General features: G+C 51.5%; 24 protein-coding genes and 2 pseudogenes. 9 read left to right on the forward strand and 17 right to left on the reverse strand.

The window, feature by feature from the left end; all coding sequences use genetic code 11:
• The first annotated feature begins 124 nt into the window (after positions 1 to 124).
• The gene (locus Q8W32_RS12360; RefSeq protein WP_303434214.1) at positions 125 to 373 is read left to right on the forward strand and encodes a DUF2061 domain-containing protein; all 249 of its coding nucleotides are present in this window, start codon (positions 125 to 127) and stop codon (positions 371 to 373) included.
• 305 nt (positions 374 to 678) lie between these two features.
• On the opposite strand, the gene Q8W32_RS12365 is transcribed toward Q8W32_RS12360, so the two are convergent.
• From Q8W32_RS12365 to Q8W32_RS12380, 4 genes are all read right to left on the reverse strand, one after another.
• Entirely contained in the window at positions 679 to 1,677 is a 999-nt protein-coding gene (locus Q8W32_RS12365; protein ID WP_305415161.1) for a transposase, read from the reverse strand.
• Between the two features lie 31 nt (positions 1,678 to 1,708).
• Positions 1,709 to 2,038 carry a hypothetical protein gene (locus Q8W32_RS12370; protein ID WP_370693684.1) on the reverse strand — a complete coding sequence of 110 codons (330 nt, stop codon included), beginning with the start codon at positions 2,036 to 2,038 and terminating at the stop codon, positions 1,709 to 1,711.
• A gap of 332 nt (positions 2,039 to 2,370) precedes the next feature.
• Complete coding sequence (locus tag Q8W32_RS12375) at positions 2,371 to 2,658, reverse strand: putative quinol monooxygenase (protein ID WP_303434216.1); 288 nt, start codon at positions 2,656 to 2,658, stop codon at positions 2,371 to 2,373.
• A gap of 234 nt (positions 2,659 to 2,892) precedes the next feature.
• On the reverse strand, positions 2,893 to 3,765 hold the full coding sequence (locus tag Q8W32_RS12380; RefSeq protein WP_303434217.1) for a LysR family transcriptional regulator: 873 nt from the start codon (positions 3,763 to 3,765) through the stop codon (positions 2,893 to 2,895).
• Positions 3,766 to 3,867: 102 nt separating this feature from the next.
• On the opposite strand from Q8W32_RS12380, the gene Q8W32_RS12385 reads away from it, so the two are divergent.
• The 7 genes and pseudogenes from Q8W32_RS12385 (at position 3,868) to Q8W32_RS12415 (ending at position 10,235) form a co-directional block, all read left to right on the forward strand.
• On the forward strand, positions 3,868 to 4,989 hold the full coding sequence (locus Q8W32_RS12385; protein ID WP_303434218.1) for an S-(hydroxymethyl)glutathione dehydrogenase/class III alcohol dehydrogenase: 1,122 nt from the start codon (positions 3,868 to 3,870) through the stop codon (positions 4,987 to 4,989).
• A gap of 119 nt (positions 4,990 to 5,108) precedes the next feature.
• On the forward strand, positions 5,109 to 5,936 hold the full coding sequence (gene fghA / locus Q8W32_RS12390) for an S-formylglutathione hydrolase (protein WP_303434219.1): 828 nt from the start codon (positions 5,109 to 5,111) through the stop codon (positions 5,934 to 5,936).
• Positions 5,937 to 6,245: 309 nt separating this feature from the next.
• Positions 6,246 to 6,384, forward strand: a pseudogene (locus Q8W32_RS16640) (transposase); the annotation flags it as partial.
• A 334-nt stretch (positions 6,385 to 6,718) separates the two neighbouring features.
• Positions 6,719 to 7,282 (forward strand): hypothetical protein, encoded by a 564-nt coding sequence (locus tag Q8W32_RS12400; protein ID WP_305415164.1) that lies wholly within the window; start codon positions 6,719 to 6,721, stop codon positions 7,280 to 7,282.
• A gap of 484 nt (positions 7,283 to 7,766) precedes the next feature.
• Positions 7,767 to 8,231 (forward strand): hypothetical protein, encoded by a 465-nt coding sequence (locus tag Q8W32_RS12405; RefSeq protein WP_305415165.1) that lies wholly within the window; start codon positions 7,767 to 7,769, stop codon positions 8,229 to 8,231.
• Positions 8,231 to 9,259 (forward strand): serine/threonine-protein kinase, encoded by a 1,029-nt coding sequence (locus tag Q8W32_RS12410; protein WP_305415166.1) that lies wholly within the window; start codon positions 8,231 to 8,233, stop codon positions 9,257 to 9,259. The genes Q8W32_RS12405 and Q8W32_RS12410 overlap by 1 nt, the downstream gene beginning before the upstream one ends.
• Before the next feature lie 298 nt (positions 9,260 to 9,557).
• Positions 9,558 to 10,235 carry a hypothetical protein gene (locus Q8W32_RS12415; RefSeq protein ID WP_305415168.1) on the forward strand — a complete coding sequence of 226 codons (678 nt, stop codon included), beginning with the start codon at positions 9,558 to 9,560 and terminating at the stop codon, positions 10,233 to 10,235.
• A 78-nt stretch (positions 10,236 to 10,313) separates the two neighbouring features.
• Here Q8W32_RS12415 and Q8W32_RS12420 read toward each other — a convergent pair.
• From Q8W32_RS12420 to pcnB, 11 genes and pseudogenes are all read right to left on the reverse strand, one after another.
• Positions 10,314 to 10,562 (reverse strand): annotated as a pseudogene (locus Q8W32_RS12420) (transposase); the annotation flags it as partial.
• 80 nt (positions 10,563 to 10,642) lie between these two features.
• On the reverse strand, positions 10,643 to 11,344 hold the full coding sequence (gene mtnC, locus Q8W32_RS12425) for an acireductone synthase (protein WP_305415170.1): 702 nt from the start codon (positions 11,342 to 11,344) through the stop codon (positions 10,643 to 10,645).
• A gap of 2 nt (positions 11,345 to 11,346) precedes the next feature.
• Positions 11,347 to 11,910: an acireductone dioxygenase gene (locus Q8W32_RS12430; protein WP_305415252.1), complete on the reverse strand. Its 564-nt coding sequence runs from the start codon at positions 11,908 to 11,910 to the stop codon at positions 11,347 to 11,349.
• Between the two features lie 122 nt (positions 11,911 to 12,032).
• Complete coding sequence (locus Q8W32_RS12435; protein ID WP_303434225.1) at positions 12,033 to 12,665, reverse strand: methylthioribulose 1-phosphate dehydratase; 633 nt, start codon at positions 12,663 to 12,665, stop codon at positions 12,033 to 12,035.
• A 23-nt stretch (positions 12,666 to 12,688) separates the two neighbouring features.
• Positions 12,689 to 13,693 (reverse strand): S-methyl-5-thioribose-1-phosphate isomerase, encoded by a 1,005-nt coding sequence (gene mtnA, locus Q8W32_RS12440; protein WP_305415172.1) that lies wholly within the window; start codon positions 13,691 to 13,693, stop codon positions 12,689 to 12,691.
• A gap of 181 nt (positions 13,694 to 13,874) precedes the next feature.
• On the reverse strand, positions 13,875 to 15,533 hold the full coding sequence (gene pgi / locus Q8W32_RS12445; RefSeq protein ID WP_303434227.1) for a glucose-6-phosphate isomerase: 1,659 nt from the start codon (positions 15,531 to 15,533) through the stop codon (positions 13,875 to 13,877).
• A 248-nt stretch (positions 15,534 to 15,781) separates the two neighbouring features.
• Positions 15,782 to 16,162 carry an aspartate 1-decarboxylase gene (panD, locus tag Q8W32_RS12450; protein ID WP_303434228.1) on the reverse strand — a complete coding sequence of 127 codons (381 nt, stop codon included), beginning with the start codon at positions 16,160 to 16,162 and terminating at the stop codon, positions 15,782 to 15,784.
• A gap of 117 nt (positions 16,163 to 16,279) precedes the next feature.
• Positions 16,280 to 17,167 (reverse strand): pantoate--beta-alanine ligase, encoded by an 888-nt coding sequence (gene panC / locus Q8W32_RS12455; RefSeq protein ID WP_370693685.1) that lies wholly within the window; start codon positions 17,165 to 17,167, stop codon positions 16,280 to 16,282.
• The gene (panB, locus tag Q8W32_RS12460; RefSeq protein ID WP_303434229.1) at positions 17,167 to 17,973 is read right to left on the reverse strand and encodes a 3-methyl-2-oxobutanoate hydroxymethyltransferase; all 807 of its coding nucleotides are present in this window, start codon (positions 17,971 to 17,973) and stop codon (positions 17,167 to 17,169) included. The genes panC and panB overlap by 1 nt, the downstream gene beginning before the upstream one ends.
• Positions 17,974 to 18,181: 208 nt before the next feature.
• Positions 18,182 to 18,703, reverse strand: a complete 522-nt coding sequence (folK, locus tag Q8W32_RS12465) for a 2-amino-4-hydroxy-6-hydroxymethyldihydropteridine diphosphokinase (protein WP_305415174.1) — start codon at positions 18,701 to 18,703, stop codon at positions 18,182 to 18,184.
• Entirely contained in the window at positions 18,700 to 20,046 is a 1,347-nt protein-coding gene (pcnB, locus tag Q8W32_RS12470) for a polynucleotide adenylyltransferase PcnB (protein WP_303434231.1), read from the reverse strand. The genes folK and pcnB overlap by 4 nt, the downstream gene beginning before the upstream one ends.
• On the opposite strand from pcnB, the gene Q8W32_RS12475 reads away from it, so the two are divergent.
• Complete coding sequence (locus Q8W32_RS12475) at positions 20,021 to 20,656, forward strand: hypothetical protein (protein WP_305415176.1); 636 nt, start codon at positions 20,021 to 20,023, stop codon at positions 20,654 to 20,656. The genes pcnB and Q8W32_RS12475 overlap by 26 nt on opposite strands.
• A 1,240-nt stretch (positions 20,657 to 21,896) precedes the next feature.
• Here the strand turns inward: Q8W32_RS12475 and Q8W32_RS12480 are convergent.
• Together Q8W32_RS12480 and Q8W32_RS12485 are read right to left on the reverse strand one after the other, a co-directional pair.
• Positions 21,897 to 23,345: a sigma-54 dependent transcriptional regulator gene (locus tag Q8W32_RS12480; RefSeq protein WP_305415178.1), complete on the reverse strand. Its 1,449-nt coding sequence runs from the start codon at positions 23,343 to 23,345 to the stop codon at positions 21,897 to 21,899.
• Positions 23,342 to 26,263: an ATP-binding protein gene (locus tag Q8W32_RS12485; protein WP_303434234.1), complete on the reverse strand. Its 2,922-nt coding sequence runs from the start codon at positions 26,261 to 26,263 to the stop codon at positions 23,342 to 23,344. Before Q8W32_RS12485 ends, Q8W32_RS12480 begins: the two co-directional genes overlap by 4 nt.
• Positions 26,264 to 26,303 lie beyond the last annotated feature (40 nt).

A 26,303-nucleotide genomic window follows, 5' to 3' on the forward strand; every position in this document is an offset into this window, starting at 1 on the left:
TAAGAAATAAACTATTAGGTGTTTAGTTTTGTTTGATTTTAACTATTTTATAAAAGCGTTAATCTGTCTGTGTACCTAATCAATGCCAGACAACGCCTACCAGGCAACTGGCGAGGAGCTTGAAATGACCAAGACATTAACCTTTGCTGTCATGCACTTTTCTGTCGCTTTTACCGTTGCTTATGCTTTGACCGGAGACTTGCTCGTCGGAGGGTTGGTGGCGATTGTCGAACCGGCGATTAACACCGTGGCTTTTTACTTCCACGAACTGGCCTGGAATATGAAAACCAATGTGACGGATCAGATTCAGACGGCAGGCAGTGCGGGTATGGAAGGCTGGGTGGCGGTGCAAGCAGAAGGCGCAGGTCGTTAGCTGCGTGTTAGGGGGTATTAATCCGGGGTATTAATCAGGACACCCATTATTAAATCGCTCAGAGTTAATCAGGACATCCATCGATTAAATGGGTATTAATCAGGACACCCATCATTAAATCGCTCAGCAATCCTCTATATTCTGCGATTTCTGACTTCGTTATGACGGCCTGTGTGTTTTTGATGCTCGCTGGCAGGGTGTACTGGTGATAATTGAGGGTAAAACCGGACTTCTGGGCGTAATAAAACCTCAGAGCGCGGTTCTCTGATCAAGGCAATGCGTTAATCTGGGCTTGTCGGAGTCAATCAGCCTGCCAGTAACTGTCTGGCTGGCGCTATACCGGTCGGTCGTTTGTAACCGAGTCGTTCGCAGGCAGAACGAACATTGGATTCGCTACCAACAAAGGTTGTGAAGCACTGCTCGAATTGCTGACTAATGGTCAGCCACTGATTGTCATCCAGCCCAATTCGGCTGAGGATCGGCGATACGCTTGTATCAATCGCGCCACGTTTATCGCCGCGAGCTATCCGCCCGGTTGCATCAACTAACGCCAGATAGTCACTCAACGGCATTTGGATACCCACGGGTGAATGTTGTTTCGGATGGCCAACAAATGGCAAAAGCCCGGAAGATTGCCGTTCGATGGCATCGGTATTTACCGTCGTTGTTGCGTCATTGATTCGACGGCTAACGGATGTGTGATCGGAGGTTTCAAGCGTCGCGGCAATTTTCGCTCGCACTGGATTCAAATCCACGTAAGCCATGCAACTGAGTAACGCCGCTTCGTCGAGCAATGCCTGGGACTTGAAACGACCTTCCCAGAATCGCCCGGAGCAGTCGTCTTCCGCATTCGCCTCGCGGGCAATGGCTTCGTTTAACACGCGCATAAACCAGCTGATATCCGACAGTCGGGAACGCCATTCCTCAATCAGAATCGACAACCGATGTTGCTCCGGCTCTGAGAGCAATTCTTCCTGCACAAACCGCTGCGACAGCGCATTGCCCTTGAACAGCTGATGCCAGCGCAGCACAACGTCCATATCGCTCCAGGCCTGAGCCTGGCGGGTATCGATAAACAGCACCACATGGTAGTGATTCGACATCACTGCATAAGCCGCAACCTGGATGGCGAATATTTGCGGTAACGCCAGAATACGCTCTTCCAGCCAGCCGCGGCGATGTTCGTAACTCTGGCCAGACACTGAATCTGTTCCGCACAGATAAGCGCGGCGTACACAGCGGGAAACGCAGTGGTAATAAGGAGTGGCCTCAATCGAGACCTGTTGTTTACGAGGCTTGGGCATAGTCGAACTCCGTCCGTGAAGTTGATGATTTTCAATTATGACATCGCGACGCGGCAATGGAATCAGGCAAAAGTACTTGATCGATGGGTGTCCTGATAGTCTGCCAGGCCTGAACCTGTCGGGTATCGATAAACAGCACCACATGGTAGTGATTCGACATCACTGCATAAGCCGCAACCTGGATGGCGAATATTTGCGGCAACGCCAGAATACGCTCTTCCAGCCAACCGCGGCGATGTTCGTAACTCTGGCCAGACACTGAATCTGTTCCACACAGATAAGCGCGGCGAACACAGCGGGAAACACAATGGTAATAAGGAGTGGCCTCAATCGAGACCTGTTGTTTACGAGGCTTGGGCATAGTCGAACTCCGTCCGTGAAGTTGATGATTTTCAATTATGACATCGCGACGCGGCAATGGAATCAGGCAAAAGTACTTGATTAATGGGTGTCCTGATAGTCTGCTCTTAAGTGGGTGTCCTGATAGTCTTGTCTCTGCTACTTGATTAATGGGTGTCCTAATAGTCTTGTCTTTTGATTAGTGGGTGTCCTGATAGTCTCTACTTAAGTGGGTGTCCTGATAGTCCGCTGATAGTCCGCTGCTGATAGTCCGTCCTTGATCGGTGGGTGTCCTAATAGTCTTTGCTAATAGTCTTTAAACACCCCGCTGACAGCCCCTACGAACGAGAGCCTCTATATCACTTTGCTGTGTTTTATCACTTGAGTTGATTGTATTAAATCCAGAGCAAAAAGGTCCTTGGTATAGTCCGCATTCATATGGGTTGCCAGTGATTCCTGACTGGTAAAAATCTCCCATAAGATAAACTGGTTTGGCTTTTCAGCTGCTTTAAAAAACCTGAATTCAACACAGCCTGGCTCGTCGTTGGTGACTTTCTCGAACTCTGGCAACTGTTTTTCCAATGCTTCTACACAACCGGTTCTGGCTTCAATAACAGCAGTCATTGCAATGTAATCTGACATATTCATTTTCCTGTTACTTCAAGAGATACAAGCAGCTTATGTTCCAGTAAACACGGTATAAGCCAGCGGATAATCACATTTCAGCAAACCGATTTCTGCTTGCTGATGTACCCGTATAGCTTGTGCACCAGCGGGCAGGTAGTCCAGTGTCAGTATTGGGAAAAAGAATTGCGCAGGTGGTATATATCTTATCCCTGCGGCATTTGCGTGGCCGCTGCTTGATTTTCCGTTAACTCAACTCCCGAGCCGCTCTGCCAGAAAATCCACCAACAGCCTGACCTTGGTCGACAGGTGGCGGCTGTGCGGATACAGCGCCCAGATCCCTTCGGCTTCCGGCTGGAATTGCGGCAAGAGCTCAACCAGTGCGCCACTGTCGATATGTTCCTTGACGTAATAATTCGGCAGCTGAACCAGACCTATGCCCTTGAGGGCTGCATCGACCAGCGCCAGGCCGCTGTTGGTGCGCAGGTTGCCGCTGACGCGGAGGATTTTTTCCCGGTTGTACTCTCGAAAACGCCAGTAATCGAGAGTGCCCAGCAAACAGTTGTGGTGTTGTAACTCCGAGAGCGAATGGGGCTCGCCCCGTTTGCTCAAGTACTCTGGCGAAGCACACAGATATTGCTGGCGAGTGGTCAGGCGGCGAGCCTTCATGGAGGAGTCTTCCAGCTTGCCCAGGCGAATGGCGAGGTCGTAACCGCCGTCAATCAGATCGAGTTTCTGGTTGGTCATCTGGCATTCAAGCTGCACCTGGGGATGCAGCAGCAGGAAGTCGTTGAGCAACAGGGAAATATGATTTTCACCATAGGTGAACGGTGCGGTCAGTCGTAACAGTCCGGTGGCTTTGTGGTTGAGGGAGTTAAGCGCTTGCTCGGCTTCTTCCAGGCCATCAAGCAAAGGCCGACAATGCTGATAATACAGTCGGCCGGCTTCCGTCACCGACACCTTGCGGGTGGTGCGGTGGAGCAATTCGCTGTTGAGTCGGGCTTCCAGTGCGGCAACCTGGCGGCTGACCTGAGCTACCGATAGTTTCAGCCGTTGGCTGGCCGCGGTAAAGCTGCTGGTTTCGGCCACGGCAACAAATTCTCTGACTCCTTCCCATTGCACCATTATTTCTACACCGTAAAGATAAATTGTTAATTGAGGGGATTATATCCATGTGGGGAAAAACTAGAATGGTGTTTTACAATAAATCCTCAGCAGGAGAACAACATGACTGGATCCATCACATGCCGTGCCGCGATTGCCTGGGGCCCGAAAGAGCCTCTGAAGATTGAAGAAGTTGAAGTTGCTGCACCAAAAGCCGGTGAAGTGCGAGTAAAAATTGTCGCGACCGGTGTGTGTCACACCGATGCCTTCACGCTGTCTGGTGAAGATCCTGAAGGTATTTTCCCATCGATCCTGGGCCACGAAGGTGGTGGTATCGTTGAGTCTGTTGGTGAAGGCGTGACCAGCCTGAAAGTAGGCGACCATGTGATTCCGCTGTACACCGCCGAATGTGGTGAGTGCAAGTTCTGTAAATCCGGTAAAACCAACCTGTGTCAGGCTGTACGTGCCACACAAGGCCAGGGCCTGATGCCAGACGGCACCACGCGTTTCACTTGTAAGGGTGAGCCAATTTTCCATTACATGGGTTGCTCTACTTTTTCTGAGTACACTGTGCTGCCAGAAATCTCTCTGGCCAAAGTCAACCCGGATGCCCCGCTGGAAGAAGTGTGTCTGCTGGGTTGTGGTGTTACCACTGGCATGGGCGCAGTGATGAACACCGCCAAGGTCGAAGAAGGTGCCACCGTGGCTATTTTTGGCCTGGGCGGTATTGGTCTGTCGGCCATCATTGGTGCCACCATGGCCAAAGCCAGCCGTATCATTGGTGTGGATATCAATGAAAGCAAATACGAATTGGCGAAAAAACTGGGTGCAACCGATTGCATCAACCCGAAAGATTTCGACAAGCCGATTCAGGAAGTGATCGTTGACCTGACCGACGGTGGGGTGGATTACTCGTTCGAATGTATTGGTAACGTTGATGTAATGCGTTCAGCGCTGGAATGCTGCCATAAAGGCTGGGGCGAATCCGTGATCATCGGTGTTGCCGGTGCCGGTCAGGAAATCTCTACCCGCCCATTCCAGCTGGTGACTGGCCGAGTCTGGCGCGGTTCAGCGTTTGGTGGCGTCAAGGGTCGTTCCGAGCTGCCGGAAATCGTTGAACGTTACATGGCTGGCGAATTTGCCCTGAACGACTTTATCACCCACACCATGCCACTGGATCAGATCAACGAAGCCTTTGACCTGATGCATGAAGGCAAATCAATCCGTTCCGTTATTCATTACTGAAACCCCTGATGCCAGATGGCGGAAGTCTGGCCTGGCCAGCTCCGCCATCGGCATTGCCGTTTAACCATTTGCATCTGACGTCTGCTGGCAGGCGTCTGACCTATCTGAAGGGGACTTCCATGGAAATGATTAGTCAGAACAAAAGCTTTGATGGCTGGCACAAGCAATATACGCATCGGTCGGAAGTACTGAACTGCGATATGCGCTTTGCGATTTATCTGCCGCCACAAGCGGTGCAGGGGCAAGATGTACCGGTGCTGTACTGGTTGTCGGGACTGACTTGTAGCGATGAAAACTTTATGCAAAAAGCCGGTGCCATGCGAGTGGCAGCGGAGTTGGGCATTGCGATTGTCGCACCGGATACCAGCCCGCGTGGTGAAGAGGTAGCCGATGCAGACCAGTACGACCTTGGTCAGGGGGCTGGTTTTTATGTCAATGCCACCCAGGAGCCTTGGAGCAAGCACTATCGCATGTACGATTATATAGTCAGCGAATTGCCTGCCCTGATCGAAGCGACTTTCCCGGTGACAGCCAAACGGGCAATTGCCGGTCACTCGATGGGTGGCCACGGGGCATTGACGATCGCCTTGAAAAATCCGGGTATGTTTTCATCTGTATCGGCATTCAGCCCTATTTGTAATCCGGTGAACTGCCCTTGGGGTCAGCAAGCCTTGACTGCTTATCTGGGTAAAGACCGTGAATTGTGGAAGCAACACGATGCCAGTGAGCTGATGAAAAACCCAGCGGTGCGTATTCCAGCGCGAGTGGATCAGGGAGAGGCGGATAACTTTCTGGTGGAGCAATTAAAGCCAGAGGCACTGACCGCTGCTGCAGAAGCAAGTGATTACCCACTGACATTGCAAATACATGCCGGTTACGATCACAGCTATTACTTTATTGCTTCATTTATTGAAGAGCACTTACGTTTTCATTATCGCCATTTCTGATATTGGCGCTCGGGTATTGGTTGGTGCTTGCTTATCAATCACTGCTCAGGGGTAACAAGCAGAACATGGCTTGAGAGTCGAGAGTGTGGATACTGGCATCTGCGGATGGTCGTCGGATGCCAGTATCGTCGTTGATCGCTCGCGCAGCCATCAGGCTGGTGTACCCGTCAGCTCCAGTCTCTAGCAGGCTGTTGATTTTATCCCTGATACCTACTGGCTTCGGTAAGGTTCTACACGATCACCCTTTACGATCCATCAAAACCCTGTTCGATCAGGCACTCACCCACACCGATTGGAAACTCAGCCTGATCCATTCCTCCGGAGCGTTTATTGAGAGCCTTTCTGCTGCAAATCCTCTTCAGTATTTAGTATTCGCAGCGAACGGCAGCTGGTCGAGCAGATTCAGTACAACATGCTCTATCGCTGGTTTGTCGGCCTGAGCATTGATCACTCCTTGATCTGATATGTATGCATATCCAGTATAATTGAAAGTTGCCCAAATCAATGCGCGCTTTTTCAGAAGCCTTGCGCGCTTTCCCGGACGTTGTTATCGTTAAGGCATTGATATACGGAAAGTTGTTGCGCAGGTTGACAGATTAATACGCAAGGCACACAGGAACAGGAGTTAATGCGCATGCTCGCTTTCACAGAATGGACTGATCTGGAAATGGATTTTACTTCCTATTATTCAAGTAGTTACGGTGATTTCCCAGAAACCGACTTGCCCAGAAACCGCGCATGCGCACTAATAAACTGTTAGCGTAAGTTGATAAGGAGGATGCATGGAAGTAAATGCAACAATTGAACTCAGCGATGAGGATCAGCAAGAGCTAGCCCGAATTCTAGATTGCTCGATAGACGATATATCAGATTCTCTTTCATCGTATTCAACAGCTGCGCTGAGGGAATATGTTTCCATGTTTTTGGGGCAGAAGATATTCAGGCGTGGATCTGATCTCAACGAATATCGACTATTTCTCTTGATAACAAATGTGTTCGAGAATAGGATCCCGGACGAACAGGAGGTTTGCCGACTCTTTCAAACGAGCGCTACAGAAAGTCGAGCATTGATTCGGGCAGTAATGTCCAAATTTCAATATCAACTACGTGACGCCATCGATAACTCAATACGAAGGGCATTAGAGTCTGCTCAGCAAGAGGGTGATACTGGTCCCTATGTGGTAACAATCAACAGCCAAAATGTTGTCGAAGAGCTCAATAGGGCGCTTGCATCAATAGATGGAACACTTCAGCAAATAAAGAAAAAGCGAAGTAGTGTTTCCACTTTTGAAATATCCCCTGCCGCATATGCCAGACTGACGGAAAAATTTATTCCTAATGAATGAGCTTCTTACTGCAGCAAGTGTTCTTTTGGCTATAACAGGCGTCCTGTATGCGCTTTGGCATGATGATATTGTTAACGCAATAGCTAAGGTTATGCCGCAGCACAAGGAAGACCGAGGGGAGTTCGAGAAAAGTCTTAAGTCAGTATTATGGTCCCGTGCGATACCACTATTGCTGGCTACACTATGTATAATGCTGGTTTATCTTCCGCCGAGCATCGGTATTATTGCATCGTCTTTTAAGGGTTACTGCTCTCTTGGACTCGAAAACTTTCAGAACTATGACCCGATCGCTACGTCGTTTGTCTTGGTAGAGGTTTTCACTTTAGTTTTAGCCGTTCAGAGTATTGTGTATGTTTGGAAGCTTATGTCCAAATTACGGGAGAGTAATCGCTAACAAATTGCTGCACGCGGATAAATTACTCGCTACGCTCGCAATTTGCCGGTGAGCAAAGCGTTAGGGCTCCGTCCACTCAAAAGGGATCGTATGAATATTTTAGGAATCAGAGTAGAACCTAAAAAAACAACATTTTCAGTTATTAGCACTGAAAATGAAAACTACCAAATAATCAATATTGAGCTTATTAAAATTCCAGCAGCATTAGATTTTCCTGAGAAATTAAAATATATTCGAAATTGTGTTTTAGATATATTGCGAGAGTACAATATTTCAATTGCAGGAATTAGAGTTGCGGAGAGTAATGCACAAAACTTAGATGTAACAAGGTTGCACATTGAAGGTGTTATTCAAGAAGCATTTTCCAGTAGCAATGTTGAACAATATTTTGTTGGTAGAAAAAACTCAATCGCTTCGAAACTAAATATGACAGGTAAAGAATTAGAATCCGTATTTAAAGGAGATAAGGTGTTTGAATTGATCGATAATTGGGATGCTTGTCGAACTAGACCGGCACGAGAGTCCGTTTTGACAGCAATGGGGGCACTAGCTTAATGTTTGCATATCAAAAAGCTCAAGTATCATTTAAAAAGTTAGAAGAAATTGGGCATGAAGGTAAAAACTCAAAAGTATACCGAGCCCACGATCAAAATTTAGATGCAGAAATAGTAATTAAAGAAATAGAAATAAAACATGGTTTTTCTTCTAAAGATTACTTCGAAGAAGCACAAGCGCTGTATAAAAGTACGCACCCGAATATAGTTCAAGTTTGCTATGCATGTGAAGATGACAAAAAAGTTTATGTGGCTTCGCCTTTTTATCGTAACGGTTCTCTTAAAAAGAGGATGGCAAAAAAAAGTCTTACTGTTAGAGAAATCATTAGATACTCTACTCATTTCTTAAACGGCTTACATAATGTGCATTCAAAAGGTTTGATTCATTTTGATATAAAGCCTGACAATGTTCTTATTTCTGATAGAAATGAAGCATTATTAGCGGATTTTGGTCAATCAAAACCAATGGACAGAAACGGCCTAGCAAAACAGCCTGTGCTATATGGAAAGCAATTTCCTCCAGAATACTTCGGTAATGCTCAATGTGTTTTTGACAATAGATTTGATATTTATCAAGCTGGTTTAACTATGTATCGAATGTGTGTGGGAGACAAAGAGTTTGACCGCCAATTTAGCAAGTATAAAACATGGCCAGAGCTTGGTGGTGATGTAAGAGCTGGTAACTTCCCAGATAGAAAGGCATATCCTTTGCATATTCCTAGAAAGTTGAAAACAGTGATAAATAAATGTTTAAAGCCTAATCCGGGCGATCGTTATGGTTCACCTGTAGAGATTGTAAACGGACTTGCAGATATTGATGGTTCTATCCTAGACTGGGAGTATATTCTAGATAAAAACAAAAGAATATGGCGACAAGAAGTTGAGGGGACAATCAAAATGATTGAAGTATGTGAACAGAGAACTTCCAAAGCCTATAAACATGGTGTAAATTCAGCTACAAGACGAGTCAAAGAATTCTGTTTAACTGACATAGAAGATAAAAAAATAGTTGAGTTCTTAGAGAAATGAAAAAATTAACGGCAAACTCCAAATCTGAATTAACAAGTAGAGCGAAAGTTGTTAGCAACCGTAGAACTACCCCCTACTTGGATAAATTGCCGGAAATTACAGAAAGCATGTATGACAACCTACCTGACTTTAAGTCAACTAGCTCAAGCTTTATAGATATGAGCAATCCTAAGAAAGCCCTAACAAGCTGTTAAACAAGGACTAAATACAGTTGGTTCATGCTCCTTCGTCGCATATTTTAACCAACTATATTTAGCCTGTTAACAGGGCGTTATAGCGCAATGGTAATCATAATAATATGAATGTATTCTTTAAGTTTTTTTGGGCTTTTTTATGCTTTGCTGTCGGAACTGCCGGGGCTTTTATAATGATTTCTGGATATGTGTCAGATCGAGTTCTTTTTAGTCAAAGTCTCGCAGATATCGGAGCGTTTGGAAGTTTTCTTGGAGGGTGTGCAACACTGGTTGCTTCAATAGCGGCAATCATTGGTGTTAATACTTGGATAAAGCAGATCAAATTAGGACCATACTTCGGCTATATATGGAGTGCGAAAGTAGCCTTAAGAAAGATCAATAATGAAAAAATGTCTTGGTATATATTTAAGTATCAGCTTAGAAATAACCCAGATTTACCTGAAGAAGTAAAAGATCAGTTATCAGGAAATATCGAAAAACATAAAAAAGAGCTTGAAAGTCAGTTTGATATTTTGAAAGATAAATTTGATCATATCGATCAAATTATTACTAAAAATGATTATGAGTGGGTAAATCACTTATCAAGATACCGTCGAGCATACAAAGACATTGATGATTTTTTAACAACGACAAATGTGCCTGTTTTCGATGAAAGTAACTTAACTGAGTTTTTAGTTGATAATTCAAAATTAGTTACACTAAATAGTCATTTTAGCAATTACTATGATTTTTTATGTACAGAATTGGATAAGCTTGAAATGAAACACTCAGAAGCGCTATAACAAGGCAAATCAAAGGACGCTAACAGTTGTCACGGTTTTTGCCAAAACAAAAAGCTCGCAAAAAACAGCGCCAACTTACGCGCCATTACGATCCCGTGGCGTCTCCAGCTCAAAGGACCCGGAAGCCGTTTTAATGGTTTTGCGGGAGGCCCCGTTTTTACGATTAGGCTGGGAATCCTGCCCCAGATGTTCATCCAGTTCAGCACCTAATGCAGCTTCGGTGATCTGCTTGATCAGAGGTGTTAGCAGACCGTCTTTGCCATTGAGATCCTGACCGGACTGGAGGGCCTTAGCAAAGGCTTGAATGTCGATTTCGTGATGTGTCACTCCCTGTAGAGGGTAAACTATAGGGGTGACACAGAATTTTGAACACTATCAGCGAATCAGATACGAATTTCAACGGCCTGCTAGAGCACGATATCGTCAAAGCTGCTGACTACCGGGTGAGGTGATTGGGTTGGCAACTCGCCATCACGTACCAGCCAGCAAGTTTGCATGCCAGCAGCAGCGGCAGCGTCCAGTTCAGCTTTGATATCCGACAGAAACAACACCTCGCGGCTATCCCGTTGTAACTGTTGGGCAATCGCCCGGTACGATGCAACTTGCTGTTTGCCGCCGACCGTGGTGTCGAAGTGGCCACGAAACAGTGGCAATAAGTCGCCATCCTGGCTATAGCCAAAAAACAGCTGCTGCGCTTTTACCGACCCGGATGAATACACGTACAGAGGAATGCCTGCCTGATGCCATTGTTTCAGATTGGCGGTGGCATCCGGGTACATATGTGCGACGTAATCACCGTTTTTGTAACCCGCTTCCCAGATCAGCCCCTGCAATACCTTGAGTGGAGTGGCCTTGCGGTCAGTGGCGATCCACTCCAGCAGGGTATTGATCAGCGCATCGGTATCCGCACTGCTGATACCACTGCCGGGGGCTTCCTCTTCGAGTAGCTGCGCCGTAGCATGCAGCTGCTGCTGTACCAGAGGATCGTGCTGGTTGGCCCGTACGTAACCGGCCAGATGGCTGGCCGCGTAAGGAAACAGCACCTCTTTGACAAAGGCGATGGAAGAGGTGGTGCCTTCGATATCCGTAAGAATGGCAGTTACCGTCATGGTCAGTTTTCCAGGCGATTAAAACGGTCGGCAATGGGGTTGCCGGTGTAATTGGCCACCCAGCCATCCGGGTTGTTAAACAGGCGAATAGCGATAAAACCGGGATTGTCACCCATATCAAACCAGTGTGGCGTATTGGCCGGTACACTGATCAGATCACCTTGCAGGCAGAGTACTTCGTACACCTTGTTATCGATATGCAGGCTGAACAGCCCTTCGCCAGCGACAAAAAAACGGACTTCATCTTCGCTGTGGCGGTGTTCCTGCAGAAATACCTGACGCAATTCGGCTTTTTTCGGGTTGTCAGTATTGAGGCTGACCACGTCGATGCTCTGATAGCCTTCTTCCTGTACCAGGCGGTCGATGTCTCTGGCGTAAGCGGCAATGACGTCTTCCTCGCTAGCGCCGGGCGTTAGCTCGGTATCGGTGCTCCAGTGTTCAAAGCGTACACCCACCTGTTGCAGGCGTTCGCGAATGTGGGCGTGAGTGTCGGTCGTAAATAACAGTTGTGCGGTTTCGTGGTCCGGGTAAATACGCAAGATGCTGCCGGGCTCTTCTTGCACCATATCCAGCTCGGCGCGCATGTAGCCACTGCGTCGGGCGTGGGAGGGTTTACCATTATTCCAGGTACGGAGATCTTTACGAGTCAGGCTCTGACGAGTGATGTACCTTGGTTTTGGTGGACGTTTCATTGCTGCCTCAGTCGTTTGAGTTCCAGTTGATAGTCGAACAGGTGTTCCAGTGCTTCGAGGTGACGCATGCATTCGGCCAGATTCTGTCCCCAGGTATAAACCCCGTGACCACGAATCAGGTAGGCATGGCCTTGTTGGCTGGCTTGCATGCGCTGTTCAACCTGCTGCGCCAAACGGTGGATGTCCTGATCGTTATCGAACACCGGAATCACCATTTGGCAGTGATGGCTGGTCTGGCCTGAAAAGGCTTTCAGCAGTTCCCAGCCGCTGAGTATCAGTTCACTGGTCGGGTGGATATGAGAGAGCACCACGGCGGCTTTGGAGTGAGTGTGTAACACGGCGCCAATGGCGGGGTCACGCTGATACAGTTGTGTGTGTAACAGGGTTTCGGCACTGGGCTTGCCTGCAGTCCAGGCCTGTCCTTGCCAGTCGACCGCCAGAATATCCGCAGGGGTCAATTCCCCCTTGTGCTTGCCCGAACTGGTCAGGGCGCAGCCGTGCTCATTCAGGCGTACAGAGTAGTTGGAGCTGGTGGCCGGAGACCAGTCGCGATCGTATAGCTGTTTGCCATAACGACAGAGGTCAGAGGCGGCCAAACGGAAAGCTTCCGGATCAAATACAAGTGCCATGATACTCCTCGGCGATATCCTTGTCAGTGAGTTGCCAGCAGAGCAGCCACTGTTGCAACCGATGGTTGATGAATCACACCACGCTCGGTCACGATGGCGTCGATCAACCCGGCCGGAGTAACGTCAAACGACGGGTTGATGGCCTGGCAGTCGTCCGGTGCAATCTGGATACCTTGCAGACGGGTTACTTCGGTCATCGGCCGTTGTTCAATCGGGATATCAGCACCGGATGGCAAGCTCAGGTCAAAGGTGGTGGAGGGGGCGACGACCATGAATTTCATGCCATGATGGCGGGCCAGTACTGCCAGGCTATAGGTACCAATCTTGTTGGCGACATCACCGTTGGCGGTAATGCGGTCAGCACCGACAATAACCCAGGCGGTATCGCCCTGTCGGAACAGCTGGGCGGCGGCCCCATCACACACCAGAGAGACCGGAATACCATCCTGCATCAGTTCCCAGGCGGTAAGACGCGCCCCCTGTAACCAGGGACGGGTTTCTCCGGCGTAGACATGGCGGATCTTGCCATCAGCCCAGGCACTGCGAATAACACCCAGTGCGGTGCCATGGCCACCGGTTGCCAGTGCACCGGTATTACAGTGGGTGTACACCGTGGTCTGGTCGCCCAGTAATTCGCTACCCCATTGGCCCATGGTCAGATTGGCCTGGATATCTTCCTCGTGAATCCGTCGTGCTTCGGCCAGGAGTTGCTGGCCGTTGGCGTTGGTCAGCGCGGCCATGCGCTCCAGTGCCCAGAACAGATTCACCGCCGTTGGCCGGGATTCGGCCAGTACCTGATACGCAATATCCAGATCGCGACCTGCCAGTGCATCCAGTGCGAAGCCATAAGCGGCAGTAATGCCAATTGCTGGCGCACCACGAACCACCATTGAACGAATGGCATCGGCGGCATCGGCGGCGGAGTGGCATTCAACCAGCTGATGTTGGTGGGGAAGGATGCGCTGATCGAGCAAATGCAGCGTCTGTTGCCGCCATTCAATGGCGACGACCTGAGAGTGTAGAGACATAAGCGTGGGTTATTCCAATGGGAACGACAGACCCTCGATACCCTCGAGTATGGCCTGTCTTAGAAGATATAAACCCGCACAGTTTAGCGCTAACCGTGGCAACTGTCGCGACCGGGACCGTGGCAATCGCCGGAAAAATACCTTCCGGCTGCGTCATGTCAGGACATAACGCAGCCGCTGATCAAAGTTTCGACTGCATGCAATGGAAGGCTTCAATCAGACCGCTGGTGGAGCTGTCAAAGGTATCCGGGATGGTATCGGATTCCAGGGCATCCAATACCTTGCTGCCGAGTTTTTTACCCAGTTCAACTCCCCACTGATCAAAGGAGTTCAACCCCCAGATCATGCCCTGGGCGGCCACCTTGTGCTCGTACAGGGCGATCAGGGCACCGACGCTTTGCGGCGTTGTTTTGGGGAAGTAGAGGGTATTGCTGGGGCGATTGCCGTTGATGGCTTTCTGCTTCGCCAGGGCCTTGGCCTCGGCATCTGTTTTGCCTTCGGTCATCAGTTCGGCGATGGCTTCCTGTTCTGTTTTGCCTTGCAGCAGCGCCTGGCTTTGGCTGAGGCAGTTGGATACCAGCATGGCATGGAAGTTATCGATGGGGTTGTGACTGCACATCGGCATGATGAAGTCGCAAGGAGAAAAATGCGTGCCCTGATGCAGCAACTGGTGGAAGGCGTGCTGGCCATTGGTACCAACGCCGCCCCAGATCACCGGGCCGGTATGGTAATCCACCGGTTGGCCGTCGAGAGTGACGGACTTGCCGTTACTTTCCATATCCAGCTGCTGTAAATGCGCGGGCAGGCTGCGCAAATAATGGTCGTAAGGCAGAATGGCGTGGGAATTGACACCAAAAAAGTTGACGTACCAGATACCGAGCAAGGCCATGATAACGGGCATGTTCTGCGCCAGTGGCGCAGTACGGAAATGCTCATCCATATGGTGAGCGCCACGCAACATATCGCGGAAGTTGTCGATACCAATCGCCAGCGCCAGCGGCAGGCCAATGGCTGACCAGAGTGAATAACGGCCGCCGACCCAGTCCCACATCGGGAAGATGTTTTCTTCGGCGATACCAAATTCAATCGCTTTTTCAACGTTGGAAGAAACCGCCGCAAAATGCCGACACAAATACTTTTCACAGCCGCCATTGCTGAGAAACCACTGACGGCAAGCCAGAGCGTTTTTCAGGGTTTCCTGGGTGCCAAAGGATTTGGACTGGATAATAAACAGCGTCGTCGCCGGATTCAGATGTTTGAGAATCTCGGTGATATGGGTGCCGTCAATGTTGGCCAGGTAGTGCACATTCAGGCCGCTGTCGGAATACGGCTTGAGGGCATTGGACGCCAGTTTTGGCCCCAGAAATGACCCTCCGATGCCAATGGACACCACGTCGGTAAACGGCGCGTTATTGTAGCCGCGCCATTGGTTACGACGAATTTTCCAGCAGAATTCTTCCATTCGCCGTACCGTGTCGCGTACTTCCGGCATGATATCGGTGCCATCCACCATCACTGGCCGGTCACTGAAGTTACGCAAGGCGGTATGCAGGGCGGGGCGGTTTTCACTGCGGTTAATCGCTTCGCCTTCAAACATGGCGTTGATTTTGGCCGGTAACTGGCGTTCCTCCGCCAGTTGTAACAGGTGGCTCAGGGTCTCTTGGGTGACACGGTTTTTGGAGTAGTCGAGACTCAAACCGGCAGCGTTCAGATGAAAATCATCAAAGCGGTTCGGGTTGGCAGCGAACCAGTCAAGCATGTGCTGGTCTTTGATCTCGCCGTAATGGCGCTGCAGGGTTTTCCAGGTATCGGACTGGGTCAGGCTACTGGCCAGGGTCATAAAGCTTCCTTCAATGTCCATATGGTCTGTGAGGAGTATACGGAACTGCTTCATGGTCAGCAAAAAATCGCATAAGTACTTTGGTCGGCGTTATATCAACGGGAATAAGAGCCGGACAGAGAAGCAACAGAGAAGATGCCCATATCGAAGATAACGACACATAGGCGGTAGAGAGCAGCAGGGAAAAACACCGTGGCGGACAAATCGCCAGTAAAAGAATCGGCCACCACGGGAGGTGGCCGGGCAGGTCAGACGACCTGTACAGGAATATCGAAGCTGGTATGGCTGGCGGTGTTATCAGCGTTGATATACACCATTTTGGGTTTGTACGTTGCCAGTTCTGCTTCGTCAAAATTACCGAAGGTACAGATGATAATCCGATCACCAACGTCAGCCATGTGCGCGGCTGCCCCGTTCACTGAAATCATGCCAGAGCCGTCTTCCGCCCGAATGATATAGGTGGTGAAGCGTTTGCCGTTACTGATGTTGTAGATCTGGATCTGTTCGAATTCGCGCATACCGGCGAGATCCAACAGAGCGCCATCAATGGCGCAGGAACCTTCGTAATTAAGCACTGAGTGTGTCACACAGGCTTTGTGAAGTTTGGCTTTCAGCATAATGGATTGCATGGTAACCCCTTAAGAGTACTGCGGTTCGACGCACTTGGAACGACGCCGAAACCGGGGATTTCCCTCGCCAGATCGGCCAATAATTGCACGATTGATGCAAGGGGGCGGGAGTATGCCCTAATCAAAATCGGTATTCAATGACACCAGAATATTATCGATCAGCCGGGCTTTGCCAAGCGAGGCGGCAGCCAGGATCACGATTCTGGTGGCTTTGGCTAACTCGCTGGTGTCCAGTTCGGCCAGTGTATCGGCATCACGTACTTCGATGTAGTCCCTGATGAACCCTTGTTGCTGCAGGTCACGGTCGGCCTGCTGCAGTAATCCGGGCAAGGCTTCACCGGCTTGCAGGCCCTGGGCGATTCGGGTCAGCGTGCGATACAGCTGTGGTGCCGCCTGTCGTTCAGCATCGGTCAGATAGCCGTTACGGGAACTGAGTGCCAGCCCATCGCTGGCGCGAGCCGTTGGTACTGGCACCAGTGATACCGGAATATTGAGGTCTTCGACCATTTTCCGAATCACCGCAACCTGCTGGAAATCTTTCTCACCAAAAAACGCCAGATCCGGCTGTACCATATTGAACAGTTTGGATATGACGGTGGCGACGCCATCAAAGTGGCCCGGACGACTGCCACCACACAACCCGGCAGACACCCCGGGTACGTGGACATGGGTCTGGATGCTCTGGCCATGGGGATACATTTCGGCCACAGAAGGGGCAAACACCAGATGGCATCCGGCGTCGGCCAGTTGTTGGCTATCGGCTTCCAGCGTGCGCGGATAACGTTCCAGATCGCTGGGGTCGTTGAATTGCAGCGGGTTGACAAAAATACTGGCGACCACAAAGCAGTTTCTCTGCCGGGCGGCGTCGATCAGCGAGATATGACCCCGGTGCAGATTACCCATGGTCGGGACAAGGCCAATATCATGGCCTGCGGCTTTGGCTGCGCGCAGCTGTTGGCGCAGCTCGGAGACGGTGTGAACAGTCATCATGGTGGGTGTAGACATCAGGCAAACTCATGTTCCGGGGAGGGAAAGGTACGATTCTTGACTTCGTCGTTATAAGCCGCCAGCGCTTCGGGAACAGTACGTCCTGAGGTGGCAAAGTTCTTGACGAATTTCGGGACATGATTCGGGTTCAGCCCCAGCATGTCGTGCATGACCAGCACCTGGGAATCGGTTGCTGAGCCGGCACCGATTCCGATGACCGGCACGGTGACGGCCTGCGTAATACGCTTACCCAGGTCGGCCGGTACGCATTCCAGTAAAATCATGTCAGCCCCGGCTTCTGCCAGAGTGACCGCAGCATCCACCATGGTATCGGCATGCGACTGACCACGGCCTTGTACCCGGTAGCCACCTAACTTATTGACTGATTGCGGCGTCAGACCAAGGTGAGCACACACTGGCACTCCCTGTTGTGCCAGGCTGGCAATCAGTGGTGCAAGCCATTGATCACCTTCCAGCTTGACCATATGGGCACCGGCTTGCATCACGGCGCGGGCACTGGCCAGGCCTTGCTCCAGCGTGCCGTAGCTCATAAAGGGCAGATCCGTCATGATCAGCGCCGGTCGTTGTGCCCGGCGGTTGCCATTGGCAACACAGCGAGTGTGATACACCATATCTGTCAAAGTGACAGGCAAGGTGCTGTCTTGCCCTTGCAGCACCATACCCAGCGAATCACCAACCAACAGGGCTTCAATGCCTGCATCAGCGGCCAGTTGCGCGAGGGTCGCGTCGTAGGCGGTCACCACAGCAAAGGTTTGCTGCTGGGCCTTGTATGCCTGTAATGAACGAAGTGTTACTGGATTCAATGTGCTACTCCCGTGTGGATAAGCCACTATCAGGTCGCCAATGGTGCGGATTGGTGATCATAAGTCAATATTGGCAGGTTAACTTTTGTTTATTGGAACAGGTCGTTCGATCCTGCTGCTCATTTTTTGACGTATCAGACGTCAAGCCATTATGCGTACGGATGACGCGACAACAGGATGGTATGAGGGTATTTCACCGTGGCCAGGGTCACGGGGGTGATAGCAGATCGGCGCGACTGGGGGTGGTCATGATAACCAGCTGATCTTGCTCCGTCAGTGTCTCCAGTATCGAGGACAAGGCTGTGCCATTGGGTAATCGACCGTCCGGGGCCAACTCGACCAGGGGCTGGATAACAAACAACCGGTTGCACATCTCAATATGGGGCACCGACAGGCGTGGCAGGTCGATACACTGGTCGGCGTACAGCAGGATATCAAGATCCAGCGTTCGCTCTCCCCAGCGGCGCAAGCGCACACGGCCCTGCTGTTGTTCGATCATCTGTAACTGGTCGAGCAGCGCCAGCGGTGCCAGGGTTGTGTCTATGCGAGCAACCGCATTGACATAATCCGGCTGATCCTGCGGCCCGACCGGCTTGCTGCGATAAAACGACGACCAGCCTGTCAGCTGGATGTCGCGACACTGCTCCAGGGCGCTTAATGCCTGACGCAACTGCTCGGCGGGCTGGTCGAGATTGGCCCCCAGCCCGAGGTAACAAGTAACCGGTGTCATGTGTTGCGGGGTTTGCGGCGGCGGCGTTTGCGCTGCGGCTCATCGCGATAGGCATGGCGAGACGTATCGGGTACCCCTTCGCGTTTTTGTAACTCGGTCCACCAGTCGCCAATACCGTGTAAATCTTCACCGGATTGCTCACGCAGCAGCAGGAAGTCGTAAGCGGCGCGGAAGCGAGGATGCGCCAGCAACTCTTTGGCTTTGCGGCTCTGGATTTTGGGCAGACGCAACTGCAGCTCCCAGATTTCGCGCATCGGAATAGAAAAACGCTTGGGAATGGCGGTGTGGCGAATCTGTTGCGATAAAACCCGGTCAGCGGCTTTCTGTAGCGCCGGATGAGGGGCCATACCGGATGCTTCAAATTCTTGCTGCATTCTTACCAGAGCAGGCCACAGCAGTGCCGCCAGGAAAAAATACGGCGTAACCGACTTGCCAGCCTGAATGCGGGTGTCGGTATTACGCATGGTGTTTTCAGCGATATTGCGAGCAACTTCATCTTCTTGCATACACTGTTCGGTTGCCGGAAACATATGCCGGAACAAACCATGATCACGCAGTAATTGCAGAGTGGTCAGTGCCTTGCCAGCCAGAAACAGTTTCAGTAATTCATCAAACAGGCGAGCGGCAGGAATTTGCTCCAGCAGCGGTGCCAGCATGGGAATCGGTGCCGCGGTATCAGCTTCCAGATCAAAATCGAGCTTACCCATAAAGCGGATGGCTCGCAGCATCCGTACCGGATCTTCACGATAACGGGTTTCCGGATCACCAATCAGGCGCAACTGGCGGCTTTGCAGGTCGTCCCAGCCACCGGCATAGGAATACACACTGAAATCCGCAATATTGTAGTACAGCGCATTAATGGTGAAATCCCGCCGCAGCGCGTCTTCCTCGCGATTACCGAAGACATTGTCCCGCAGGATCATGCCCTGGTCGCCGGTAGAGGCTTCCTTGCTGGAATGTGCTTCGGTAGGAGGGGCGCGGAATGTCGCGACTTCGATAACTTCCCGGCCAAACACCACATGCACCAGCTTGAATCGGCGACCGATCAGGCGGGAATTACGGAACAGCTGGTTCACTTGTTCCGGCGTGGCGTCGGTGGAGACGTCAAAATCCTTGGGCGACAGACCCAGTAAGGTGTCCCGTACACCACCACCAACAAGCAAGGCTTCGTGGCCGGCATTATGGAGCCGGTACAAGACCTTTAAAGCCGCGTCGCTGATCTGGCTGCGACTGATATTGTGCTCATCACGGCTGATAACACGCAGGTTGGCGGAAGGCGCGGCGTTGTCGGCAACGTCGTCGGGCTGGAGAATATTTTTGATAAATTTGGTTAGGCGCTTCACTGATGCTCAGTTTGGTTACTCGCAACGAAGCGAAAGAGTTTACCAGTGTCAGCCACAATTGATAAATCAATCCGTCAAACAGGCAATAAAAAAGCCGCACAATGGCGGCTTTTACTGGGAGGCCCTATTTTTATTATTGTGTCCCTCAATGCTCGGACTGGGTGTCCGCTCTTTTGAATATTCAGTATCGCCTGTTGTTATTTTTATCAGCGAGACCATTCATTCGAAACAGCCGACAGGGCGCATCTCTTGTTATTTTTGTTATCGAGACTTGCCACGGCAGATGGAAGTTATTGTTATTGTCATCTGCGAGAAGCGCTTCGCATTGTTGTTTTTATTGTCCGCTGCGCTTCGTGATATAGATAAAGCAGGTGCTGTGCCAACTTTTAAAATACCATTTAAATCAATAGCTTATGATTTTTTGGAAATTATTTCCCCAATATTTGGCCCAGATTGTTACCTGCTTTCGGGGTCTAAGGTAACAACCAGTGTGCGAGGTAACACTTTGAGCCAAAGAGGGTTTTTCGTGCCAGAAAAGAATCAGAATGCAACTTTTAATTTTGCTACCAGCCGATTTTTACGCCGCACAGTCAGCAGCTGTCACCAGTAACAGTCGCCAGTCACCAGTCACCAGTCACCAGTCACCAGTCACCAGTCACCAGCAGCGCCGGATACCCCAGGCACCGGCCATACAGATCGATGGATTATCGGCACCAACCGTATCGCAAGGGCGCTACGGCGGGCGATCGCGGAAATCCTGACGGCCCCAATGCCCTGAATACACACGATCCCGGCTTGTACAGAAATTGAATGGAGTGGAATCAGGCATTAAGCGAATCGATGTGATGGTGTCGCAGTGATGGTGTCGCAGTGAGAAGGGATGAAATAACAAACCCCGCCACCTTTACAGGTGCGGGGTTCCGGGGGATAGCATGGTCTGTCCTATACTCAATCACCGTTTGTTATTTTTATTGTCGGTGATGGCTGGCTGAGTGCAGCTTGTTATTTTTATAGTCTGCCTCAGCTCTTGTTCTTGAGTTTAATATAGCGAGTACCGTGCCAAGAAATAAAACTTATTTAATATCAATGAGTTAGGTATTCCACGGTGCATCATGTCCATGAATGACAGGCATTTGTTACCTTGATAGCGGGGAGTTGGGTAACACATTGGCCATGGCGTAACACTTCGGTAGCACTTCTTTGGGAGGAGAAGCGGACAAGGACAAATGGATACGAATGGAACCGGTATGAATATAGACAAAGGGACACGGACGGAGCCGGGGGCACGGATAGAGTGATACGGAGAGATGGATGTAAATAGAGCCTGGTATGGACGGAGCCGGTTATAAATACGGCGGCCCGGAAAAGAACAAACCCCGCCATCTTTACAGATGCGGGGTTCGCGAGAGAGTACGATTTTTTTTTGTTCTGACGCTCATTCGCCGATTGTTATTGTTATTGGCGGCGTAAGGTTGGAGATCACTGATTGTTTTTATTGGTGGTGATGCCAGCTCTTGTTGTTGCGCTGGTTAAAGCGATTTGTGTGCCAATAAACGGGCTTTTTCTTTATTTTATTTTTTATCCTTTAAAATCATCAGGTTACGTTTTTTGGTTGTGGTGGGTGTCCATAATGATATTGGTATTTTTACGTAATGATGCGAGGTGTTACTCAGTGTGTTACCGCGAGTAGCGTTGCCGTCGGCTTGTTTGGGGTAGTGGGGTAACACTTTGGTGGTGGGCTGTTTGGGGTGTGCTGCTGCAATGGCAGCTAGCAGCACGAATGCCCGCCCTGAACGATTTCGTGGCGGCCAGGTGCTGCGGTTGCTTGAGGCGTGGTTGGTGGAGCGCGGTTATTTTTTCTTGCGCGGTATGCCCAGGCGCTGGCGTCGTTCCCACAGGCTTTTACGGGAGATGCCGAGTTTGCGGGCAAGGTCGGTCTCGGTCATTTTGGCTTCGTTTTCCAGCACAAAATGCACAAAGTAGTCGTCGAGAGACAAGTCACCCTGGTCGCTGTGTTCTGCCCGTTCGGCGGTCGCGGGGTTGTTGTTGTTTTCGATCAGGTTCTCGCGCATGGCGGAGCTGATGTAGCGATCGGGGGAGAGGTCAATGCCAAGCAGTTCTGCGCTGACGTACTGATCTTCCGCAAGAATAACGGAACGCTCAACGGCGTTTTCCAGTTCACGAACGTTGCCAGGCCATTGGTACTGTTTGATGCTGGCGATGGCGCCGCTGTCGAATTGCATCGGTGGTTGGCCGAGTTTTTCGCAAGCCCGTGTGAGAATAAAGCTGGCCAGTTCGATCACGTCGTCACCGCGCTCACGTAACGGCGGCAAGATCAGTTCAACCACATTCAGGCGGTAGTACAGGTCTTCGCGGAATTCGCCACAGGCAGCCATTTCCTTGAGGTTACGGTGGGTGGCGGCAATCAGGCGTACATCGACCTTGATACTTTGTACGGCCCCCACGCGGCGGATTTCACTTTCCTGCAGTACCCGCAGCAGTCGCGCCTGGGCTTCCAGTGGCAGCTCACCGATTTCGTCGAGAAACAGGGTGCCACCATTGGCGGCTTCAACCAGCCCCTGACGCTGGCTGGCAGCGCCGGTGAAAGCGCCTTTTTCATGGCCAAACAGTTCGGATTCCAGCAGGGTTTCGGGGATGGCGGCGCAGTTAACCGAAATCAGCTGGGCGGCGGCGCGGTGGCTCTGGTTGTGCAGGGCCTTGGCAACCAGCTCTTTGCCGGTGCCGGATTCACCATTGATCATCACGGTTGCGTTGGTGGGGGCAACCTTGCTGATTTTACGAAACAGTTTTTGCATGGCATCGCAGCTGCCAATAATGCCGTTGTTGCGGGAGATATCGGTGGCGTCGTTGTGTCCGGCCTTGTTGCTGTCGCTGGTTTGAGCGGGCGCCGGCTGGCTGGCAGTCACGGCGGAGGTGTCTGTCAGCGATTGACGGGCCTTGTCGAGGATCGATTTGACGGCTTCGACCAGTTCGCCATGGTCAAAAGGTTTGGCAATGTACTCAACCGCTCCCATTTTCATGGCATCGACCGCAGAGCGGAGGCTGGCAAAGCTGGTCATGATCAGAACCGGGGTGGTGCCGGCCAGTTCTATCAGATCGGTGCCCTGGCCACCGGGCAGGCGCAAATCGGTGATCACCAGATCAAAGGTGCTCAGATCGTGCTCACGGGCGGCATCGATACTATCGAGGTCGGTGACTTCGTAGTGGTGACGCTGCAGTAGTCTGCGTACCGATTGGCGAATAATGGCTTCGTCTTCGACGACCAGAATGCGACTCATAGATTTGTTTCCATCCTGTTTTCCGGCAGGTAACGCGGGAGGCTGACTTTAACACAAGTACCGGCATTCCCGCTGACTGGGCTGACGATCTGTACCTGACCATAATGTTCTTCAATAATACTGTACACCAATGCCAGACCAAGACCGGTGCCTTTCCCCACTTCCTTGGTGGTAAAAAAAGGCTCGAATACCTGTTCCATTGTATCGGCCGGAATGCCGTGTCCCTGGTCGATAACGCGAACAGTCACCTGATGCATGTCTGCCAGTGTATCGGCAATGACTTGTTGCCCAGGTTGACTGGCATCACGGGCGTTGCTTAGCAGATTAATAAACACCTGTACCAGGCGCTGGGAATCACCAATGACCATCAGTTCGGGGTCACTCTGGTTAACGAACTCGATATCCGGGCTGCGCTTGTTCAGCCGCAGCAGTTGCATGGCGTCTTCCAGGCAGTGATGCAGGTTGACTTCTTCGTTTTCGGTGGCGTGATTACCGGCATGGGCGAAATTCATCATGGATTGCAATATGCGGCTGACACGTTGGGTCTGCTCCCGGATTTGCTGGGCAATCTGGTGTATCTCGGGGTTGTCGGTTTCGTATTCCATGCTTTGGGCAAGGCAGTCGATACCTGTGATCGGGTTGCCAATTTCATGGGCGACACCCGCCGCCAGACGGCCGATCGATGCCAGCCGTTCACTGTGAATCAATTCCCGCTCCAGCAGCTGGGTTTCGGTCTGGTCTTCCAGCAGCAGCACGATACCGCCGGGCTGGCGGTTGGCCGACTGGATAATGGATTTGTGCAATGTGTACCAGTGGGGCTGCAAGCCAATATCGACCCGTTTTTTGTGTTCATGGAGGGTGGTTGTGGTAATAAAGCGGCCTAATAAATCACCCCATGGCTCGGGTAATTGCGCCAGCAAGGTGCCGGTTACCCGCTCCGCTGCCAGGCCGGTCAGCTCAACCATGGCCTGGTTCCAGAGCAGGATTTCGCCATCTTCTGCCAGCGAGCAGGCACCGATAGGCAACCGCTCCAGGGTTTGGCGATGATAGCGGCGCAGGTGGTCCAGCTCTCCGGCAATACCGGAGAGGCGGTCATTAAAACCTTCGAGCCGCTGCTCAATAATATAAATATCGCTACTGAGTTCGGTACCTTCCTGCAGTGGCAAATAGCGGCGGATAATATCCTGTGCCACGGTGGGGCCAAGCAGGCTCGACAGGTTGGCTTCGAGCCGTACCCGCAAGCGGCGCAACTCGTGCGGCCGGTCTTCGTAGCTGGGCAGGCCGAGGTCGGTCAGTGCCTGATGCACTTCACGTTCTGCCATATAGCGGCCCAGTGGCCGACTGAGCGTCAGAATGGCGTCGTTGGAGTTTTCGGCTTCCAACAGTTGCATGCTGGGGCGCTGGGCGGCAATCACACAGGCATCGGCGGCACTGAGCTCGGCATCCTCTGGTTTGCGTGTCAGGCTGATGCCAACAAACAGCATGGCGTTACCAAGCACACTGAGCAGCGCCGTGCGGTGCCAGTTGCTTTCGTCGGGAATCATAAACCAGTGCTCCCACTCGGAGCCGGTCAGTAACAGCGGCAAGAGCAGTCCCAGCAACCAGATACCGAGGCCGACACTCAGGCCAACCACAAAGCCGGTGCGGCTGGCTCCGCGCCAGTACAGCAGGCCGACGATACCGGGCAGGAATTGCATTGCGGCCCCGCAGGCCAAAATACCGAGGCGGTTGATGTCGAGGGTATCGCCCATCAGCTGATAAAAAAGATACGACAGCGCAATCAGCCCGAGAATCAGCAACCGCCGTGACCATAGCAGCCAGCGGTAAAAATCGTGTTTCGGGCTGGGCTGATAGTGCGGAAACAGCAAGTGGTTCAGCAACATCGAGGTGGTGGCCAGCGTCATCTGGATACTGACACCGGTGGCGGCGGCGACACCACCCAGAAAGACCAGCAGCGTAATGGTCGGCGAGCCGGTTTCCAGCCCCAGCCCCAGGGCAAAGTACTCGGTAGGCACCGTTAGCTGGTGGTTCATGCCACCCCAGAGCAAGGGCGGTATCGACAGGCTCAGCGCCAATAAAATCAGTGGGAAGGCCCAGCTGGCCAGTCGCAAGGCCCGGTTGCTGACGTTTTCGGTAAAGGTAATGTGAAAGGTATGGGGCATTGCAATCGCAATCGCCAGACACATCAAAAACAGCGTTAGCCAGGGGCCACTGGGTGGCCCCGAAGGGCGGCTGGCAAGGTATTGATGAATCGACTGCAGCCATTGGTCGCCACCGACAGAGGCCGGAATAATATCGAACAGCAGCACCAGGGTCGTCACGGCAATGGCAATCAGTTTGAACAGGGACTCCAGCGCCAGAGAAAATACCAGCCCTTCGTGGTTCTCACGGGGGGTCATCTGGCGCGCGCCAAACAGGACCGCCAGCGTCAGCAGAATGGCGGAGAAGCCGAGCGCCAGATAATTCACCGGCCAGCCCGGGCTGAGAATGTCAAGGGTATCGGCCACGGCCTTGATTTGCAGGCTGAGTAACGGCACCACCACACACAGCATACAAATACTGACCAGCACACCCGCAGACGGGCTGCGATAGCGGAAGGCCAGCAGATCGGCGAGGGAATTAAGCTGATAGCGGCGGGTAATACGCAGGATCGGCCGCAGCAACAGTGGCGTCAGCAAAAAAGCACCGGCGAGGCCACCAAAATAAGACAGGTAGCCGTAGCCGTACAGCTGCGCCAGCGCGACACTGCCGTAGTAGCCCCAGGCGCTGGCAAATACCCCCAGCGACAACAGATACACCAGCGGTTGTTGTACCCAGCGGCGCGGTATCCAGCTGCGCTCGACAGCGTAGGCGCTGAGATACAGCAGAGCCAGATAGCCAAGTAATATCAGGCAGAGCAGACTGAGGCTGAACGTCATCAGGCAGGTTCCTGGTCTGGAGCGGGTGACCGTCACGAGC

This window comes from Oceanobacter sp. 3_MG-2023, assembly GCF_030688925.1.
Classification (GTDB): domain Bacteria; phylum Pseudomonadota; class Gammaproteobacteria; order Pseudomonadales; family Oceanobacteraceae; genus Oceanobacter.